Below are 15,518 nucleotides of genomic sequence, written 5' to 3'. Positions count from 1 at the left end.
AGCTCCTGAATCAGCACCGCCGGCATCGGTCGCGCGCCGGCCGGTGGGTGCGGCGCGGCCACCGGATCGGCGTCCGCTGGCCCCTCCCACCGGCGCGGGAACCTGGTTGAGTTTCGGGTGAGTGGCCGGCGCGACGAGGGTCGGGGCGGTTGGGGCCGGTGTTGCGGCCGGGCCGGGACAAGGGATCACGGGGGAGGGCGGAATGCGGGACAACAGATCGCCGCACTGGCGGCAGCGGCGGGCGGTCGGGGCCTCGGCGCGGGCCGTGGTCGGGACCCGGGGGCGCTGATCGGTCCGCCCCGGCGGCCCACCCGGCCGCACCGGTTTTTCACGGTGCACCTGGGCTTCACGGCGGCCGGCATGGCCGACGCCCGCGAGCTGGCGGTGGCGTACGCGGAGGCGCTGAGCCTGCTCCGCCCGGAGCTGGCGATCGGCGCGGCGGCCCTGTCGCCGGCCGATGCCTGGCATCGCGCCGAGCGGCTGTTCTGCGGGGCGTTCGGCCCGGACGGCGAGCGCTGCGTCGACGTGGCCGAGCATCCCGGCTTTCACCACGCCCCAGGCCCCGGCGGCCTCGGCTGGGGCGACGGCGACGGTCCCTGCGATGGCTGACGGCTCGCCGGCGGCCGGCCACGAGTCGGCGATGTGGGGGTGTCGCGGGCATCGGTACACCCCCGCATCGCCGCTCCGGCACCGGCACGGCGCTGGCGTGGGCGGTCAGTCCAGGTCGAACTCGCCGTCCTGCGCGCCGGCGACGAACGCGTCCCACTCGGCCTGGGTGAAGACCAGCACCGGCCCCTCCGGTTCGGCGGAGTTGCGCATCCCGATCAGGTCGTCGACGAAGGCGACCTCGACGGCGCTGTCGGACGTGTCCCCGTCGGCCCGCTGCCAGACCGCCCGAGAGAGGTCGAAGTCGCCCTTGGGGTGCTGCGCCATGGTTCTTTCCTCCGGTGCCGAGGGTCGTGTGGTGACCGCGTGCGGATCCCCATCGGGCAGGATAAGCGGATGCCGAGCCTGACCCGTGTAGAGGCGACCGCGCGTGGCGCGGCGATTACTGTCGAGTCCTATCAGGTGGACCTCGACCTGACCGGTGGCGGCGACCTGTTCCGCTCCCGCGTCGAGATCCGGTTCCGGGCGACCCCCGGCGCCGCGACCTTCGCCGAGGTCAAACCCGCCACATTGCTGGCGGTACGCCTCAACGACCGTGACGTCGACCCCGAGGCGTTGACCGACAACCGGCTCCCGCTGACCGACCTGGAGGCGGCGAACACCCTGGTCGTCGAGGCGGAGATGGCGTACTCCAACACCGGGGAGGGCATGCACCGCTTCGTCGACCCGGCCGACGGCGAGACCTACCTCTACGCGGTGACCTTCCTCGACAACGTGCAGCGCATCTTCGCCGCCTTCGACCAGCCCGACCTCAAGGCGTCATTCACCCTCACGGTCACCGCCCCGCCAGAGTGGACGGTGGCCAGCAACGCCGAGGTGACCGCCAACCCCGCGCCCGGCCGCTGGGAGTTCGCCCCGACCGCGCCGCTGGCCACCTACTTCTTCTCGCTGATCGCCGGGCCGTACCACGTGCGGCGGGCTGAGCACGACGGCGTGCCGCTGGGCATCTACTGCCGCCGGTCGCTCGCCGAGCACCTGGACGCCGACGCCGACGAGCTCTTCACCATCACCCGGCAGTGCCTGGACCGGTTCCACCAGCTCTTCACCGAGCGCTACCCGTTCGGCAAGTACGACCAGGCGTTCGTGCCCGAGTTCAACGCCGGCGCCATGGAAAACCCGGGCATCGTCACCTTCCGCGACGACTACGTGTTCCGCTCGGCGGTCACCGACACCCAGCGGGAGCAGCGGGCCACCACCATCGCGCACGAGATGGCGCACATGTGGTTCGGCGACCTGGTCACCATGCGCTGGTGGGACGACCTGTGGCTGAACGAGTCCTTCGCCGAGTACCTGGGCACCCGGGTCACCGCCGAGGCGACCCGCTTCGACCAGGCGTGGACCACCTTCGCCATGCGCCGCAAGGCCTGGGGTTACGCCGCCGACCAGCGCCCCTCCACCCACCCGGTCGCCCCGAAGGAGGTGGCCGACGCCGACGAGGGCCTGCTCAACTTCGACGGCATCTCGTACGCCAAGGGCGCCAGCGTGCTGCGGCAGTTGGTCGCGTGGCTCGGTGACGAGGCGTTCCTCGCCGGCCTGAACGCGCACTTCGCCGTGCACCGCTTCGGCAACGCCACCCTCGCCGACCTGCTGGCCAGCCTCTCCGCCGCCAGCGGCCGGGACCTGTCCGGCTGGGCTGAGCTGTGGCTGCGCCAGGCGCAGGTCAACACGCTGCGCGTCGAGGTCGCCGTCGACGCCGACGGCCGCTACACCGAGGTGGCCGTGGTGCAGACCGCGCCCGAGTCGCACCCGGTGCTGCGCCCGCACCGGGTCGGCGTGGGCCGCTACTCGGCGGACGGCACGGTGGTGCGCGACGAGGTGGACCTCGACCCGGCCACCGACGGCGGGCGGACCGTGCTCGGCGAGCTGACCGGCGCCCCGGCGGCCCGGCTGCTGCTGCCCAACGACGGCGACCTCACGTTCGCCAAGGTGCGCCTCGACCCGGCGTCGGCGGAGGCCGTACCGCTGGTGCTGCCCGGGCTGGCCGACCCACTGGCGCGGGCGGTGCTGTGGAGCGAGGCGCTGGACGCGGCGACCGACGGCGAGCGGCCCGTGACGGGCCTGGTCGACCTGATGGTCGCCGCGCTGCCGGCCGAGACCGAGGTGACCATCGCGGAGGACGTGCTCACCCTCAGCCGGTCACTGGTCGACCGCTACCTCGACCCGCTGACCCGGTCCGCCGCGCTGGCCCGGATCGCCGGGGCGTGCCGGCAGTTGCTCGACGGCGCGCCGGCGGGGGAGTCGTTGCAGCTGGCCGCCGCGCGGGGCTGGATCGCCGCGACCACCGACGCCGACCTGCTCACCGGCTGGCTCGCCGGGCGCGACGTGCCGGCCGGCCTGAAGGTCGACGCCGAGCTGCGCTGGGCGGTGCTGCGTCGGCTGGTGGTGCTGGGCGCGGCCGGCGAGGCGGAGATCGCCGCCGAGGCGGCCGCCGACCCCAGCGCCACCGGCGCCGAGCGGGCCGCCCGCTGCCGCGCCGCCCTGCCCGACCCGGCCGCCAAGCAGGCGGCGTGGGAGATCATCGTGCGGGACACCGAGCTGTCCAACCGGCTGCTGGAGGCGACCGCCGAGGGATTCTGGCAACCCGAGCAGAGCGAGCTGACCGCGGCGTACGTCGAGCGGTACTTCGCGGACATGCCAGCGGCCGCGCGCCGGCGCACCCCCTGGACGGCCGACCGGGTGGCCGCTCTGGCGTTCCCCCGCTACGCCGTGGCACAGCCGACCCGGGAGGCGGCCGCGGCACTGCTGGCCCGCGACGACCTGACCCCCGGACTGCGTCGGGTGATCACCGACGCCGACGACGACCTGCGCCGCGCGCTGGTCGCCCGGACGGCGGTGGCCGCCGCGGCGGCCTGAGACCGGCAGGCGCGGGGTGGCTGGCGGGCCACCCCGCGCCCGGCTCAGCGCAGCGCCGGCTCCGTCGTGACCGGGGCGTCCCAGTCGATGACGTAGCGCTGCTCGTCGGCGACCGTCTTCTCCGGGTCCATCGCGGTGCGCGTCAGCAGTGGCATCAGCAGCGGCATCAGCGTCCGGGCGACCGGCCCCGGCGCCTTGGCCTGGTTGATTCGCGCCGCTCTGGCGGCGACCTTCTCCACCCTCGCGCGCCGCAGCCGTTCGAACGCCGTGAACGCCGACCCCACGTCCGGCAGGTCACGCAGGCAGCGGGCGAGCTGCACCGCGCTCTCGATCGCCAGCGACGCGCCCTGACCGGAGCTGTTCGACGGCGCGTGCGCCGCGTCGCCGACGAGCACCATCCGCCCCCGGTGCCAGTGCGGCACGGGCGGCATGATCTGCAACGAGCCGACGACCTGGAGCTCGTCGGCGCTGCTGGTCGCCATCAGCTCCCGGCCCGGATCGTCGTCGCCGTAGCTGGTACGCAGCGTGTCCAGCCACTGCGCCGCCGGCACCGCGCGGGCCTCGACCAGGCTCAACGGCCGCTGGTGCGGCAGGTTGGCACCCCAGCGGGTGCCGCCGCCGGGCTCCGGCCAGTAGAGGTAGTAGCCGCGTCGCCCGAACGCGAAGGTCATCGTGCCCGGCTCGACGTCCACCTCGTGCCGGGCCACCGCCTCGAAGCCGAGCAGCCCGGTGAACCGCGGACCGGGCGCGGCCGGGTCGATGAGACCGCGGACCGTCGAGCGGATGCCGTCGGCGCCGACCAGGACGTCGGCGGTGGCGCTGCTGCCGTCCTCGAAGCGGGCGGTCACGCCGCTCTCCGTCTGCTCGGCGGCGACCAACCGCTTGCCGTACGCGAACGGGACGCCCTCGGCGACCGCCCGGTCGTGCAGCACCCGGTGCAGCTCGGCCCGGTGCACCACCCGCAGCGGTGGCACCCCGGCCAGCGTGGGCAGGTCGATGTGGCGGCGTCCGACGGCCATCGCGGTGCGCTCGATCGGGGTGGCGATCGCCGTCACCGCCTCGTCCGCGCCCACCGTGCGCAGGGCCGCCACCCCGTTGGGCGCGAGCGCGAGGGTGCCGCCGATGCCGCCGACCCCGCTGGCGGTGGCGGGGTACGCCTCGTGGACGGTGGCGGTGATGCCGGCGCGGCGCAGTGCGAGCGCTGTCACCGGACCGGCGATGCCGCCGCCGATGACGATCGCGGTTCGTACCGTGGTCATGCTCTCTCCCTGGGTGTCGTCGGTGCGTGCGCGTGCGAACCGACCTGGGAGGGAGCGCGGTTATCCTCGTGGTTGCCGCTTCGGGCCGGGCGCCTTCCCAGGTGTCGGTTCGAGGTAAGGGCTCCGGCGGGGTGTTGGCGCACCCCGCCGGAGCCGTCCGTCAGTCGGGGGTGTCAGGGGCCGGGGTGCTGGTCCTCTCCGCCAGCGCGGTCAGCTCCGCCGGCATCTCGCCGGTCTCGTGGAAGGCCCGCCAGGTGTCCAGCCCTGGGTAGTCGCCCGAGGTCAGCTCGGCGAGCAGGGCTCGTAGCCAGGTCGCCTCGGCGGCCCGCATGGCCAGGTCGTACTCCGACTCCACCAGAAACAGCCGCGGGATCTCCCGCAGGTGCGCGTCGAGCGTTGCGCGGTCCTGGCGGATCGCGTCGTCCAGCAGGTCGAGCCGCTGCCGCAGCAGGTCGGTGGCCTCGTCGGGATGCAGCGCGGCGAGCACGGACAGGCCGGCCCGGAAGCGGGGATGCTCCGGCATCGGGGTGGAGACCAGCTCGCGGGCCCAGTCGACCAGCTCCGCCCGCCCCACGTCGGTGATCCGGTAGACGGTGCGTTCCGGCCGCCGCCCGTCGCGGACGCTCTCCACGGCCTCGATCATGTCGTGTTTGTCCATGTTGCGGATCACCGTGTAGAACGACCCCCACTTGAACTCCATGTCCTGGTCCTTGCCCCAGGCGCGAAGTGCGGTGGCGATCTCGTACGGGTGCATCGGCCGCTGGACCAGGGCGGACAGCACGGCCAGCGCCAACAGGTTGCCGACCTTGCGTCGCTTCGGCACGACGACTCCCGTCCTCTTGCTCGTACCCGATTACTTGCCGGCGAGTATATGCCTGCAAGTGCTTGTACCGCGACCCCCAGATGCCGCGGTCGGTCCCGGATGGGGGTCCGGCCGCCTGTAGAGCTGCCCCAGATCTGGGGCAGCGCCGCGCCGATCGCGGCATGGCCGGACGCGAGCGTCACCGGCCGCCGGGCCGGGGCGGTCCGCCGCGGCGCCCGGCCTACGATCACGGGGTGGAGGAAGACATCCGGCGGATCGGGATCATGGGTGGCACCTTCGACCCGATCCACCACGGGCACCTTGTCGCGGCGAGCGAGGTGGCCGACCGCTTCGGCCTGGACGAGGTGGTCTTCGTCCCCACCGGGCAGCCGTGGCAGAAGGCCGACGAGCCGGTCAGCCCCGCCGAGGACCGGTACCTGATGACGGTCATCGCCACCGCCTCCAACCCCCGGTTCCAGGTCAGCCGGGTCGACATCGACCGGAGCGGGCCGACCTACACCGTCGACACGCTGCGCGACCTCCAGGCCGAGTACGGCCCCAAGGTGCAGCTGTTCTTCATCACCGGCGCGGACGCGCTGCAACGCATCCTGTCGTGGAAGGATCTGGATGAGATCTTCGAGCTGGCCCACTTCATCGGGGTGACCCGGCCCGGCTTCCAGCTCACCGACAAGCACCTACCCGCGGACACCGTCAGCCTGATCCAGGTGCCGGCGATGGCCATCTCGTCGACCGACTGCCGTGACCGGGTGGCCCGGGGTGAGCCGGTCTGGTACCTGGTGCCCGACGGTGTGGTGCAGTACATCGCCAAACGGCACCTGTATCAGCGCTGACCACGCCCGATTCACCCCCATTCATGCGGCTAATCGACCAGAACTGACAAGTCGGGGCGCCGCCGGGTATGAGACGCTTGGAGGATCGCACGGTTGATCGAAGGAGAACGGTGACAGTTTCCGAACGCGCTCACGAGCTGGCAATCGCCGCCGCCCAGGCCGCCGCCGACAAGAAGGCGCAGGACATCACCATCATCGACGTCGGCGACCAGCTCGCCATCACCGACGCGTTCGTGCTCGCCGCCGCCCCCAACGAGCGTCAGGTGCTTGCCATCGTCGACGCCATCGAGGAGCGCCTGCTGGAGCTGCCGGAGAAGGCCAAGCCGGTGCGGCGCGAGGGTGAGCGTGGTGGCCGCTGGGTGCTGCTCGACTACGTCGACATCGTGGTGCACGTCCAGCACACCGAGGAGCGCGAGTTCTACGCGCTCGACCGGCTCTGGAAGGACTGCCCCACGATCCCGTTCGTCGACCGCGACCTGGTCGAGGCCGACGCCAGCGGGTCCGCCACGGCCGAATGACCCGGCTGATCATCTGGCGGCACGGCAACACCGACTGGAACGCCGCCAACCGCGTCCAGGGGCAGACCGACGTACCCCTCAACGAGCTTGGCCGCGACCAGGCCCGCGACGCCGCCCCGCTGCTCGCGTCGCTGCGTCCGGACGCCATCGTGTCCAGCGACCTGAGCCGCGCCGCGGAGACCGCCGCCGCGCTGGCCGCGCTGACCGGCCTGCCGGTCCGCACCGACGCCCGGCTGCGCGAGCGGCACTTCGGGCAGTGGCAGGGCCTGCACCTCACCGAGGTCGCCGAGCGTTTCCCCGTCGAGTACGCCCGCTGGCGGGCCGGCGACCCGGCCCCGGGCGCGGACCTTGAGCCCCTGCACGACCTGGGCCAGCGGGTCGCCGCCGCGTTGCAGGAGGCCGCCGACGCGGCACCCGGCGGCACCGTGGTGATCGCCACCCACGGTGGCGGCTCCCGGCAGGGCGTCGGTCACCTGCTCGGCTGGGACGCCGGCGTGCTGCGCAGCATCGGCTCGCTGGCCAACTGCCACTGGACCGAGCTGCGACACGACGACGTCCGGGGTTGGCAGCTGCGGGCCCACAACGTCGGCCTGATCACCGTCCCGGCCGTCGTCGACGCGGTCTGAACACCGCCCCGTCCCGGCCGGCCCCACTGCCCGGCGCGCGCCGGCGCCTCGGCGTTCAACGCCCCGATCGACTAGCGTGCCGGGCATGCCCGTCGCGGTCGTCACCGACTCCACCGCCTACCTTCCACCCGACCTGGTGCAGACGCACCGACTGACCGTCGTGCCGCTGACCGTCGTGCTCAACGGCGCGGAGGGACTGGAGGGGGTGGAGACCCAGCCCGCCGACGCCACCCTGGCGCTGAGCGGCCGGCGGGTCACGGCCAGCACCTCCCGGCCGGCGCCCGAGCAGTTCGCCCAGACGTACCGCCGGCTCCTCGACGCCGGCGCCGACGGTGTCGTCTCGGTGCACCTCTCCGCCGGCCTGTCCGGCACGGTCGAAGCGGCCCGGCTCGCCGCCGCCGACCTGGACGGCCGGGTCGAGGTCGTGGACAGCCGCTCGGCCGGCATGGGGCTCGGCTTCCCGGCCATCGCGGCCGCCACCGCCGCCGAAGCCGGCGCCGACCTGTCCGGTGTACGCGACGCGGCCCTCGCCGCCGTCGCCCGGACCACCGTCTGGTTCTACGTCGACACGCTGGAGTTCCTCCGCCGGGGCGGCCGGATCAACGCCGCCGAGGCCTTGCTCGGCACCGCCCTGTCGGTCAAGCCCATCATGCACATGCCGGACGGAGCGATCGTGCTGCGGGAGAAGGTGCGCACCGCCAGCAGGGGAGTGGCCCGGCTGGTCGACCTGGCCGTCGAGGCGGCCGGGGACGACGAGGTGGACCTCGGGGTGCACCACCTGGCCGCGCCACAGCGGGCCGAGGCGCTGCTCGCCGCGCTCACTGAGCGGCTCGGCGACCGGCTCCACGACACGTACGTCTCCGAGGCCGGCGCCGTGGTCGCCGCGCACGCCGGCCCGGGGTTGGCCTGCGTCGTCGTCCACCGCAGACCGGGCGACTGAGCCGGTGTCCACGTCGTGCGTGGTGACCGGCGGCGGCCGTGGCGTCGGCCGGGCCGTGGTGCAACGACTCGTGGCGACCGGCGCCACCGCCGTCGTCGTGGAGCGTGACGCCGACGCGGTCGACTGGCTGGCCGGTCACCCGGCCGCCGACCGGCTCGTCGCGGTCATCGGCGACGCCGGCGACGAACAAGTGGCCCAGCACGCCGCCGACCTGGCGGAGCGTTCCGGGCCGCTGACCGGCTGGGTCAACAACGCCGCGGTGTTCCGGGACGCGGCACTGCACTCGGCATCCGCCGACGCGGTGCTCGACCTGATCGGGCAGAACCTGCGCCCGGCCGTGGTGGGCGCCGCCGTGGCCGTGCGCCGGTTCCTGGCCGCCGGCGCGGGTGGCGCCATCGTGAACGTCTCGTCGCACCAGGCCCGCCGGCCGGTTTCGGGCGCCCTGCCGTACTCGACAGCGAAGGCCGCCGTGGAGGGGCTGACCCGCGCGCTGGCCGTCGAGTACGGGCGGCACGGCATCCGCGCCAACGCCGTCGCGCTCGGCTCGATCGCCACCGAGCGGCACGGCGACTTCCTGGCCGCCCGGGAGCCCACCCAGGCCGAGTGGATCGACGCCGAGCTGACCCGGCTGCACCCGGTGGGCCGGATCGGGACGGTCGACGAGGTGGCGGAGGCGGTCGCGTACCTGCTGTCGCCAGCGGCGAGCTTCATCAACGGGGTCACGCTGCCGGTGGACGGGGGACGGGCCGTGCTGGGCCTGGACCCGGAGGCCCGCTGACCACGGTGGCGTCATGGCCCATACCGACGTAGCCGAGCTGCCCGCCGACGCCCAGACCTTCTCCGAGCGCACGGCGGGTATCCCCGGGACCCGGGCGAGCGGGTGATCCCGCCCGCCGACCACCAGGTAGCAGTCGCCTTGCCGTAGCCAACGGCGCCCGTGGGCAGGCACTCGTCGAGCAGAATGTCCCAGTGCGGAATTTACTCGGAAGGAACAGACGATGAACGACGACGTCCGGGTGATCGGCGACCAGGCGTATGACGCCCTGATCCAGGGGTTCCAGACCGGGTCGTGGAAGAGCTTCTTCGACCTTTTCGGCGCGGAGGTGGACCTGATTCTGCCGGCGCCGCAGACCGGCCACTTCACCGGGCCCGAAGGGCGGGAGAAACTGGTCGCATTCTTCAGTGCCTTCACCCCCGGCACCAGTCGATTCGACAGGGTCGAGGTCATTCACAAGACCGTCGCCGAGGATCGCGTCGTCATCGAGGACTGGGCTCGGGGTGTCGCTTTCAACGAGCCCTACGCGGCCCGGCATTGCATTCACATCATGGTTCGGGACGGAAAGGCCGTCGGTTTCCACGAATACAATCGGTCGCTCGACTGAGAGCGGTTTGTCGTGACGGCGGGCGCGCTCGGCGAGCGGACGCGCCGCCACCGCTGACCGCCAGCTGGCGTGACAACTCTGCTAACAGTGGATTCAGCGGACGCGAGCCAGTCGACGAAGCGGTCAGTGAGGTTCGTCGGCGGGTTGCTCGGGTTCAGCGCCGTGAGGTCACCCGCGGCTTCCTCCTGAAGGGACGCCAGGTGAATCAGCAGCGCCGGGCGGTCATGACGGTACTCGCCGAGGAGACGCAGCTTCGCGGCCGAGCAGGGCCAGGCGATCCGGCAGGTCCGGCAGCGCCACGAGGGCTTGATCACCGGGTGTTCCGAGCGGCCCGCTCGACGCCGCCGTCGGCCTTCACGTCGATGCGCGTCCACCTCCTCGGGGGTGAGCCCGACGGTGCCCCGCGCTGAGGTGGTTGAGGGTGAGTACGGTCATCCGCCGACCCTCACCGGGGTCCGGCTGACCGGCCGGCGACGTCCCGGTACGAACCTCGTGCAGTCGGTCGTCGGTGGCGTCCGGAGTGGTGAACCGCAGGGACCTCCACCCCCTGTGCACCCTCGGGCATGAAGTACAGGGAGCGCCGGGCCACGGCCGGCGTGGCGTCCTTCACACACGTACATGCCGTCGCCGCGGCGCACGGTCAGCCGGGCTGGCTGGCCTGGGCCGACGCGATCGTGTTGGAGTTGACCTCGATCGCCGCTGGCCTGAAGTTGCGCCGCAACCGGTGCCTGCGCAAGAACGTCGCGATCCCCGCCACGATGCTGGTCGCGGCGGTGCTGCTGTCGCTGGCGGCGCAAGTCGTCGAGGCCGAGGCGTCGCTGATCGGCTGGATCGCCGCCGCCCTGCCAGCGCTCGGTTTCTGGCGATGGTGAAGATCGCCCTCGGCCGCGCCGACCCCGCCCCACCCCCGTCGACCGTCCGGCCCGTGCGGACGGAGCCCGGACCGCCACTGACCGTCGACGCGTCGGTCCCGGACAACCGCCAGCCGCTCGCCACCATTACTGCCGCCGTCCGGGACCGCACGACCGCGGTCCCCGCCGCCGCAGACCGATCTGAGGTGGTCCCGGACCGCCCGGACGGCCAGCCGTCGGCCGATGACGGCGGTCCGGAGGTCACCGCGCTGGTCCCGGCCGCCCGGACCGCCGCCCGCACCCTCACCGTCGAGGGAACGCCGATGTCCCGCAAGGCCCTCGCCCGACAGCTACGCGCGGACGGACACCAGTTGTCCAACGCCACCGCCTCGGCGCTCGTACGCGTCCTGCGCGCCGAGACCACCTCACCCGCACCGAACCTGTCACCGGGGGAGGCCGCGTGACAGAACCCCAACCTGCGGCTTCTGTCAGAGCGAGCCGCCACTGTCAGACCAGCTTGCGCGCCTGTCAGCAGGCCCGCGAGCTGACAGAACCTGACCGGACCTGTCCACGCGCTCCCGTCCGCGACAGCGGCCGGTGCACCCGCCGCACACCCACACCTCTGACCTTGGAGCAACAACAGTGATCACCCCACATGACGAATCTCAGCCGCGTCGCCGCTTCCGTCACCGGCCCGCCTCACACACACTCTCACCGTGTCGTCACGCCGGGCCCGGTGTGCGCGGCAGTGTAGGAGTCAGCGCCGATCCCCGTTCGACCGTCCGCCTTGATCCTGACCCCCAACCTGACCCTCCGTCCTCGCTCGCAGCCCAGGTCAACCCCCCTCACAACGACTCTGATCGGCTCCAGACAGACCCTCAGCTCTGGGGTCTCCCCCCTGGGGCTGCCCATGCGTAAACCCACACAGACCTCGGATCCGCTGCTGCGGCCTCAGGCCAGCATCACCGCCCGCGACGACCGGCTCCTCGGCTGGCTCTACGACCACGGCGTGTTCACCACCGACCAGATCGCCGCCGCCCTGTTCCCGTCCCTGGACTCCACCCAACGCCGCCTGCGCCGCCTCACGCTGCTGCGGGCGGTGGACCGGTTCCGGCCCAACAAAGCCGACGGAGGCTCCTACCCCTACCACTACGTCCTGGACCAGCTCGGCTACGACCACGTCCGCGTCCAACGCGGACTCGGCCGACCACGCCGGGACCAAGCTCGCCGCCGCAAACAGTCCCTCACCCGCCGACCGGACCTCCCGCACCTGCTCGCCGGCAACCAGGTCTTCATCGACCTCGCCGCCCACGCCCGCACTTACCCGGGCGGCAAGTTGATCCGCTGGCAGCTGCCTACCACGAACCCGGCGTCCTCTACCGCAAAGGCGGCAACCCGCAGATGATGGTCCACGGACCCGCCGGACTGCCCCGCCCGGACGGCGCCGGGATGTGGACCGAGCGCGGCCGGGCGGTGCCGTTCTTCCTCGAGTACGGCACCAGCGGCGAACGCCTGGACGTCCTTACCGAGAAGATCGCCAAGTACGAACGCCCCTACGCGATGAGCACCTGGGCGTAGCCGGTCCTGTTCCACCTTCCCTCCGCTCGGCGGGAGGCGAACCTGCACCACCGCCTCGCTGGCTTCAATCTGATGACGGTGAGCCGGCGACGGGACCGGCTGGAGGAGTACGTGGAGGCGGTGGTGATCGCGCGCCTGAGCCGACCGGATGCCGCCGCCCTGCTCACCCCGGACGATGACGGGGGAGAGCGGGAACGGGCCGCTCAGGCGGCGGAGCAGGTACGGCAGCGGCTCGACGACGCTGCGGCCAGCTTCGCGGCCGGGGTCATCACGGCCCGCCAGCTCGCCACGATCACGGGCCAGCTCCGCCCCGAGCTGGCCGCGCTGGAGGCCGCCGCCGCCCCACCGCCGGACCGCGCATCCGTGCTCGGGGAACTGGTGAGCGCGGCGGACGTGGAGAAGGCGTGGGACGCACTCAGCCCGGACGCGCGCCGGACCGTTGTCCGCCTGCTCATGGAGATCCGGGTGGACCGGGGCCGGCGCGGACCGGGGTCCAGCACGGACGGGATCGAGATTATCTGGCGCTGAGTTTCCCCGTCGCGCAATGGCATCCGTCAGTGCGCGGCGGAGCAATGACGGACTGGGCTAGTAGCCTCTCCGGCCATGAGACGGGTCGTGCTGGACTGCAACGGCGTTGATCCCCTGGTGGATTTGCCCGGAGCCTTCGAAGTGGTGAAGCGGGCGGTGGAGTCCGGGGAGTTGAAGCTACTGGGGACGCACATCCTGGAGGAGGAGCTGGCGGCCACTCCTGATGAGGAGCGCCGGGGGAAGCTCCAGAGGGTCCTTCAGCTAGTCCAGGACACGCCAACGGGAGGCTTCATCCTCGGGGCATCCGCGCTGGATCGCGCACGGCTCAGCAACGATGTTGCCTCCATCGACGCGCTTAGGGCGGGTAGGAGCGACCTGACCCACGCCAATGACGCCCTGATCGCCCACACGTGCATGGTGGAGGGGTGCGCGCTGGTGACCAATGAAGAGAAGGGCGGTTCCCTCCGCTCCCGGGCACTGGGGCTGGGCATTGAAGTGCTCCGGTCGCGGGAACTGCTGGCGGAGCTGGGGTATCAGGAGCCCGATTCCGCCTGAGCATTGGCGGCCAGGCGGTGAGCCTTCACCACGCCGACAGCCCAGCTCAGCATGTCGCATCCGGCGTCCCGGCACTGAGCGCAACGGCCAGTAGCGCGGGAGTCCTGGGCCGGCTCCCGGTGCTGGGTGATGACCCGCTTAGCGGTCCAGAGGACCAGGGCCGGGGTCACGGGACCGTCATCCATGGGCACAGCTCCACCTCCTGAAACGGCAGGTCCGGGCACGGAGCCCCGCTCGCGTACCCGGACCGCTACCCGGTGTGTTGCCCGTCCAGGGGACCGGATTTGCCTACCCCCTGTCAAGTATGGAAGTGGACTGGCTACGCATCATAACTGATGTTGAACAGCGCCTACGGGTGATCCCACGAGGGCTTTCAGGTCCGCAAGGGGGTGCCGTAGTGATGCTCAGGGGATGGCCTGGCAGCGGAGGTTGTATGGGAGCGCGGAGCTACAGGAGCGCCTGGGCGTGTCGCGCGTCCGGGTAGTCCAGCTCACCACCCGGCCCGACTTCCCGGAGCCCTTCGATCACCTGGCCGGCGGGACCGTCTGGCTGGTGGAGGACGTGGAGCGCTGGATCACGGAGCACCAGCCCTGGAAGGCCAGGGGAGCGGACGAACCTCCGCCGCCGGAGAGCTGAGCGCCAGGAGACCAGACACGGAACGGCCCGCCCCCGGAGGCATGGGGGCGGGCCGTGGTCCGTACGGGGGCTCAGGCGGCGGCCTTCACCTTCCTGGCCGCCTTCGCCTCCGGCTTCGTGGCGTAGCGGGACAGCGGGGCCAACGTCTCCGCCACCTTCTCCCGGGCCTCCCGCGTGGTGGCCCGCGAAGCGTTCACCTGGCCGGAGAGCGCGGAGCCCTGGGCGAAGACCTGACGCGCGTGGAGCGGCTTCTCCACGTTGGCCCGCATGGTGTCCACCGCCACCAGGTCACCCAGCGCGGCGTCCAGCGTGGCCAGGGCGGCGTCCAGGCGGCCCAGCGCGGCCCGGCCCTGGCCGCTGAGGTACGCCAGCCACTCCGCCCGGTTGCCCTCCACCGCCTTCAGCACAGCGGCCCGGGTGGCCTCCAGGGCGTCCTCCGTGCCGTCCGCTACCGCCTTCGCGGCCTCCGCCTCCAGCTCCAGGTCCCGGATGGACTGTGCGGCCTTCGCGGCGTCCGTCGTCCGCCCGGAGATGGCGGCCTGGGCGGCCTCCCGGCGGAGGTCACGCGGAGCATTCTGGGCCCGGTCCCGGGCCTCCCGGGCGGCCTGGTCCAGCTCCGCCGCCTTCAGCGACAGGTCCCGGTACGCGGCCAGGGAGGGCTGGACGGCGGGGTGGACGTGACGACCCGGGACGCTCACGTGGAGGCCAGCGGCGCTGAAGCGGACCGGCTCCGCCTCCCAGACCTCAGGCGCTGGTTCGCCAGCGCCCAGCGGCTGGAGCGGGCCGGCTCCGGCGGGGAAGGCCACGGTGAGCCCCCACAGCTCCTCCAGGCCGCCGCGCTCCACCAGCTCCGCCGCCCGGCGCTCCCCAGCCTGGTTGCGGAGCGGACAGGTCCGGCCCTGGACCTCCTGGCCGGTCATGGGAGCCGCCTGAATCTGGCCACCGTGGCCGATGACCATGAGCCGGCTGTCCGCCCCCCGGGTCTGGGCCACGAAGTGGGCGTGCGGCGACGTGGGGACCCGGCGGTTCGGGCCGTCCCAGAACTGGTCCCCGGGGTCGCACGTGCAACCGTCCAGCGCGGCCTCCGCCTCCCTGGCCTGGAACATGGCCCAGCCCAGGATGCGCTCCGCCTGGGCGGGACTCACGGCGGTCATGCCGCTCATGTTCACGGTCCAGACGCCCAGCTCCGGGGAGTAGCGGACCCGCTCATCCGTGATCATCAGTTGCTCTCCTTCAGTCCGAGCATGGCCCGGCGGCGTGCGCTGGGCGTGGGGAACAGTTCGTTACCAAGGGCCTTCACGGCCTCATTGAGCGCGGGGACGCCGGCCGGCTCCTTCGCCTTCTCCTGGCCGCTGGAGTCGTCCGCCTCCTCCGGGACGCCCAGCATCAGCCGGCGGCGGCGGGCGGCGGCCTTCGCGGCCTCTTCGTTGCGGGTCACCAGTCCTCATCCTCTCCACGGAGGCGGGCCACGGC

General features: G+C 72.6%; 18 protein-coding genes and 1 pseudogene. 14 read left to right on the top strand and 5 right to left on the bottom strand.

Features of this window, described 5'->3' with window-relative positions:
* Positions 1 to 333: 333 nt before the first annotated feature.
* A complete protein-coding gene (locus tag BUS84_RS16855; protein WP_244298612.1) occupies positions 334 to 609 on the top strand; it encodes a hypothetical protein in 276 nt (91 codons plus the stop codon).
* Between the two features lie 105 nt (positions 610 to 714).
* Here the strand turns inward: BUS84_RS16855 and BUS84_RS16850 are convergent, their stop codons facing one another.
* Entirely contained in the window at positions 715 to 933 is a 219-nt protein-coding gene (locus BUS84_RS16850) for a DUF397 domain-containing protein (protein ID WP_074313717.1), read from the bottom strand.
* 69 nt (positions 934 to 1,002) lie between these two features.
* Between BUS84_RS16850 and pepN the strand changes: the two genes are divergently transcribed.
* Positions 1,003 to 3,519 carry an aminopeptidase N gene (gene pepN / locus BUS84_RS16845; protein ID WP_074313716.1) on the top strand — a complete coding sequence of 839 codons (2,517 nt, stop codon included), beginning with the start codon at positions 1,003 to 1,005 and terminating at the stop codon, positions 3,517 to 3,519.
* A gap of 44 nt (positions 3,520 to 3,563) precedes the next feature.
* Here pepN and BUS84_RS16840 read toward each other — a convergent pair whose 3' ends face one another.
* Complete coding sequence (locus BUS84_RS16840) at positions 3,564 to 4,778, bottom strand: FAD-dependent monooxygenase (RefSeq protein ID WP_074313714.1); 1,215 nt, start codon at positions 4,776 to 4,778, stop codon at positions 3,564 to 3,566.
* Positions 4,779 to 4,938: 160 nt separating this feature from the next.
* On the bottom strand, positions 4,939 to 5,601 hold the full coding sequence (locus tag BUS84_RS16835) for a PadR family transcriptional regulator (protein ID WP_074313713.1): 663 nt from the start codon (positions 5,599 to 5,601) through the stop codon (positions 4,939 to 4,941).
* Positions 5,602 to 5,834: 233 nt separating this feature from the next.
* On the opposite strand from BUS84_RS16835, the gene nadD reads away from it, so the two are divergent.
* The 12 genes and pseudogenes from nadD (at position 5,835) to BUS84_RS16775 (ending at position 14,045) form a co-directional block, all read left to right on the top strand.
* Entirely contained in the window at positions 5,835 to 6,431 is a 597-nt protein-coding gene (gene nadD / locus BUS84_RS16830; RefSeq protein WP_074318863.1) for a nicotinate-nucleotide adenylyltransferase, read from the top strand.
* 110 nt (positions 6,432 to 6,541) lie between these two features.
* Positions 6,542 to 6,949 (top strand): ribosome silencing factor, encoded by a 408-nt coding sequence (gene rsfS / locus BUS84_RS16825; RefSeq protein WP_074313711.1) that lies wholly within the window; start codon positions 6,542 to 6,544, stop codon positions 6,947 to 6,949.
* Complete coding sequence (locus BUS84_RS16820; protein WP_074313709.1) at positions 6,946 to 7,575, top strand: histidine phosphatase family protein; 630 nt, start codon at positions 6,946 to 6,948, stop codon at positions 7,573 to 7,575. The genes rsfS and BUS84_RS16820 overlap by 4 nt, the downstream gene beginning before the upstream one ends.
* A gap of 85 nt (positions 7,576 to 7,660) precedes the next feature.
* Positions 7,661 to 8,515 carry a DegV family protein gene (locus tag BUS84_RS16815; RefSeq protein ID WP_074313707.1) on the top strand — a complete coding sequence of 285 codons (855 nt, stop codon included), beginning with the start codon at positions 7,661 to 7,663 and terminating at the stop codon, positions 8,513 to 8,515.
* Between the two features lie 4 nt (positions 8,516 to 8,519).
* Positions 8,520 to 9,293, top strand: a complete 774-nt coding sequence (locus tag BUS84_RS16810) for an SDR family NAD(P)-dependent oxidoreductase (RefSeq protein ID WP_074313705.1) — start codon at positions 8,520 to 8,522, stop codon at positions 9,291 to 9,293.
* A gap of 220 nt (positions 9,294 to 9,513) precedes the next feature.
* Positions 9,514 to 9,897: a nuclear transport factor 2 family protein gene (locus BUS84_RS16805; protein ID WP_074313702.1), complete on the top strand. Its 384-nt coding sequence runs from the start codon at positions 9,514 to 9,516 to the stop codon at positions 9,895 to 9,897.
* 563 nt (positions 9,898 to 10,460) lie between these two features.
* Positions 10,461 to 11,212: pseudogene (locus BUS84_RS41270) on the top strand (DUF2637 domain-containing protein).
* Between the two features lie 446 nt (positions 11,213 to 11,658).
* Positions 11,659 to 12,153, top strand: coding sequence for a replication-relaxation family protein (locus BUS84_RS16795; protein WP_074313700.1), 495 nt, complete (start codon positions 11,659 to 11,661; stop codon positions 12,151 to 12,153).
* Positions 12,150 to 12,326, top strand: a complete 177-nt coding sequence (locus BUS84_RS40710; RefSeq protein ID WP_143728446.1) for a replication-relaxation family protein — start codon at positions 12,150 to 12,152, stop codon at positions 12,324 to 12,326. Before BUS84_RS16795 ends, BUS84_RS40710 begins: the two co-directional genes overlap by 4 nt.
* Positions 12,327 to 12,404: 78 nt before the next feature.
* The gene (locus BUS84_RS16785; RefSeq protein WP_143728445.1) at positions 12,405 to 12,854 is read left to right on the top strand and encodes a hypothetical protein; all 450 of its coding nucleotides are present in this window, start codon (positions 12,405 to 12,407) and stop codon (positions 12,852 to 12,854) included.
* 75 nt (positions 12,855 to 12,929) lie between these two features.
* Complete coding sequence (locus tag BUS84_RS16780; RefSeq protein WP_074313697.1) at positions 12,930 to 13,409, top strand: hypothetical protein; 480 nt, start codon at positions 12,930 to 12,932, stop codon at positions 13,407 to 13,409.
* A gap of 465 nt (positions 13,410 to 13,874) precedes the next feature.
* Positions 13,875 to 14,045, top strand: a complete 171-nt coding sequence (locus BUS84_RS16775) for a DNA-binding protein (RefSeq protein WP_342198234.1) — start codon at positions 13,875 to 13,877, stop codon at positions 14,043 to 14,045.
* A gap of 71 nt (positions 14,046 to 14,116) precedes the next feature.
* Here BUS84_RS16775 and BUS84_RS16770 read toward each other — a convergent pair whose 3' ends face one another.
* Both BUS84_RS16770 and BUS84_RS37575 read right to left on the bottom strand, forming a co-directional pair.
* A complete protein-coding gene (locus BUS84_RS16770) occupies positions 14,117 to 15,265 on the bottom strand; it encodes a hypothetical protein (RefSeq protein ID WP_074313693.1) in 1,149 nt (382 codons plus the stop codon).
* Positions 15,265 to 15,483 carry a hypothetical protein gene (locus BUS84_RS37575; RefSeq protein WP_074313692.1) on the bottom strand — a complete coding sequence of 73 codons (219 nt, stop codon included), beginning with the start codon at positions 15,481 to 15,483 and terminating at the stop codon, positions 15,265 to 15,267. Before BUS84_RS37575 ends, BUS84_RS16770 begins: the two co-directional genes overlap by 1 nt.
* Positions 15,484 to 15,518 lie beyond the last annotated feature (35 nt).

It is taken from the genome of Micromonospora cremea, from assembly GCF_900143515.1.
GTDB lineage: Bacteria > Actinomycetota > Actinomycetes > Mycobacteriales > Micromonosporaceae > Micromonospora > Micromonospora cremea.
The sequence above is the reverse complement of the archived record's forward strand: the minus strand, read 5'-3'. Positions and strand labels throughout refer to the sequence as shown.

Excerpts from the sequence above, each read along its gene's own strand:
- BUS84_RS16850 (WP_074313717.1), bottom strand. The coding sequence starts at position 933 with ATGGCGCAGCACCCCAAGGGCGACTTCGACCTCTCTCGGGCGGTCTGG.
- pepN (WP_074313716.1), top strand. The coding sequence starts at position 1,003 with ATGCCGAGCCTGACCCGTGTAGAGGCGACCGCGCGTGGCGCGGCGATT.
- BUS84_RS16770 (WP_074313693.1), bottom strand. The coding sequence starts at position 15,265 with ATGATCACGGATGAGCGGGTCCGCTACTCCCCGGAGCTGGGCGTCTGG.
- BUS84_RS16795 (WP_074313700.1), top strand. The coding sequence starts at position 11,659 with ATGCGTAAACCCACACAGACCTCGGATCCGCTGCTGCGGCCTCAGGCC.
- BUS84_RS16780 (WP_074313697.1), top strand. The coding sequence starts at position 12,930 with ATGAGACGGGTCGTGCTGGACTGCAACGGCGTTGATCCCCTGGTGGAT.
- BUS84_RS40710 (WP_143728446.1), top strand. The coding sequence starts at position 12,150 with ATGATGGTCCACGGACCCGCCGGACTGCCCCGCCCGGACGGCGCCGGG.
- BUS84_RS16815 (WP_074313707.1), top strand. The coding sequence starts at position 7,661 with ATGCCCGTCGCGGTCGTCACCGACTCCACCGCCTACCTTCCACCCGAC.
- BUS84_RS16840 (WP_074313714.1), bottom strand. The coding sequence starts at position 4,778 with ATGACCACGGTACGAACCGCGATCGTCATCGGCGGCGGCATCGCCGGT.
- BUS84_RS16820 (WP_074313709.1), top strand. The coding sequence starts at position 6,946 with ATGACCCGGCTGATCATCTGGCGGCACGGCAACACCGACTGGAACGCC.
- BUS84_RS16805 (WP_074313702.1), top strand. The coding sequence starts at position 9,514 with ATGAACGACGACGTCCGGGTGATCGGCGACCAGGCGTATGACGCCCTG.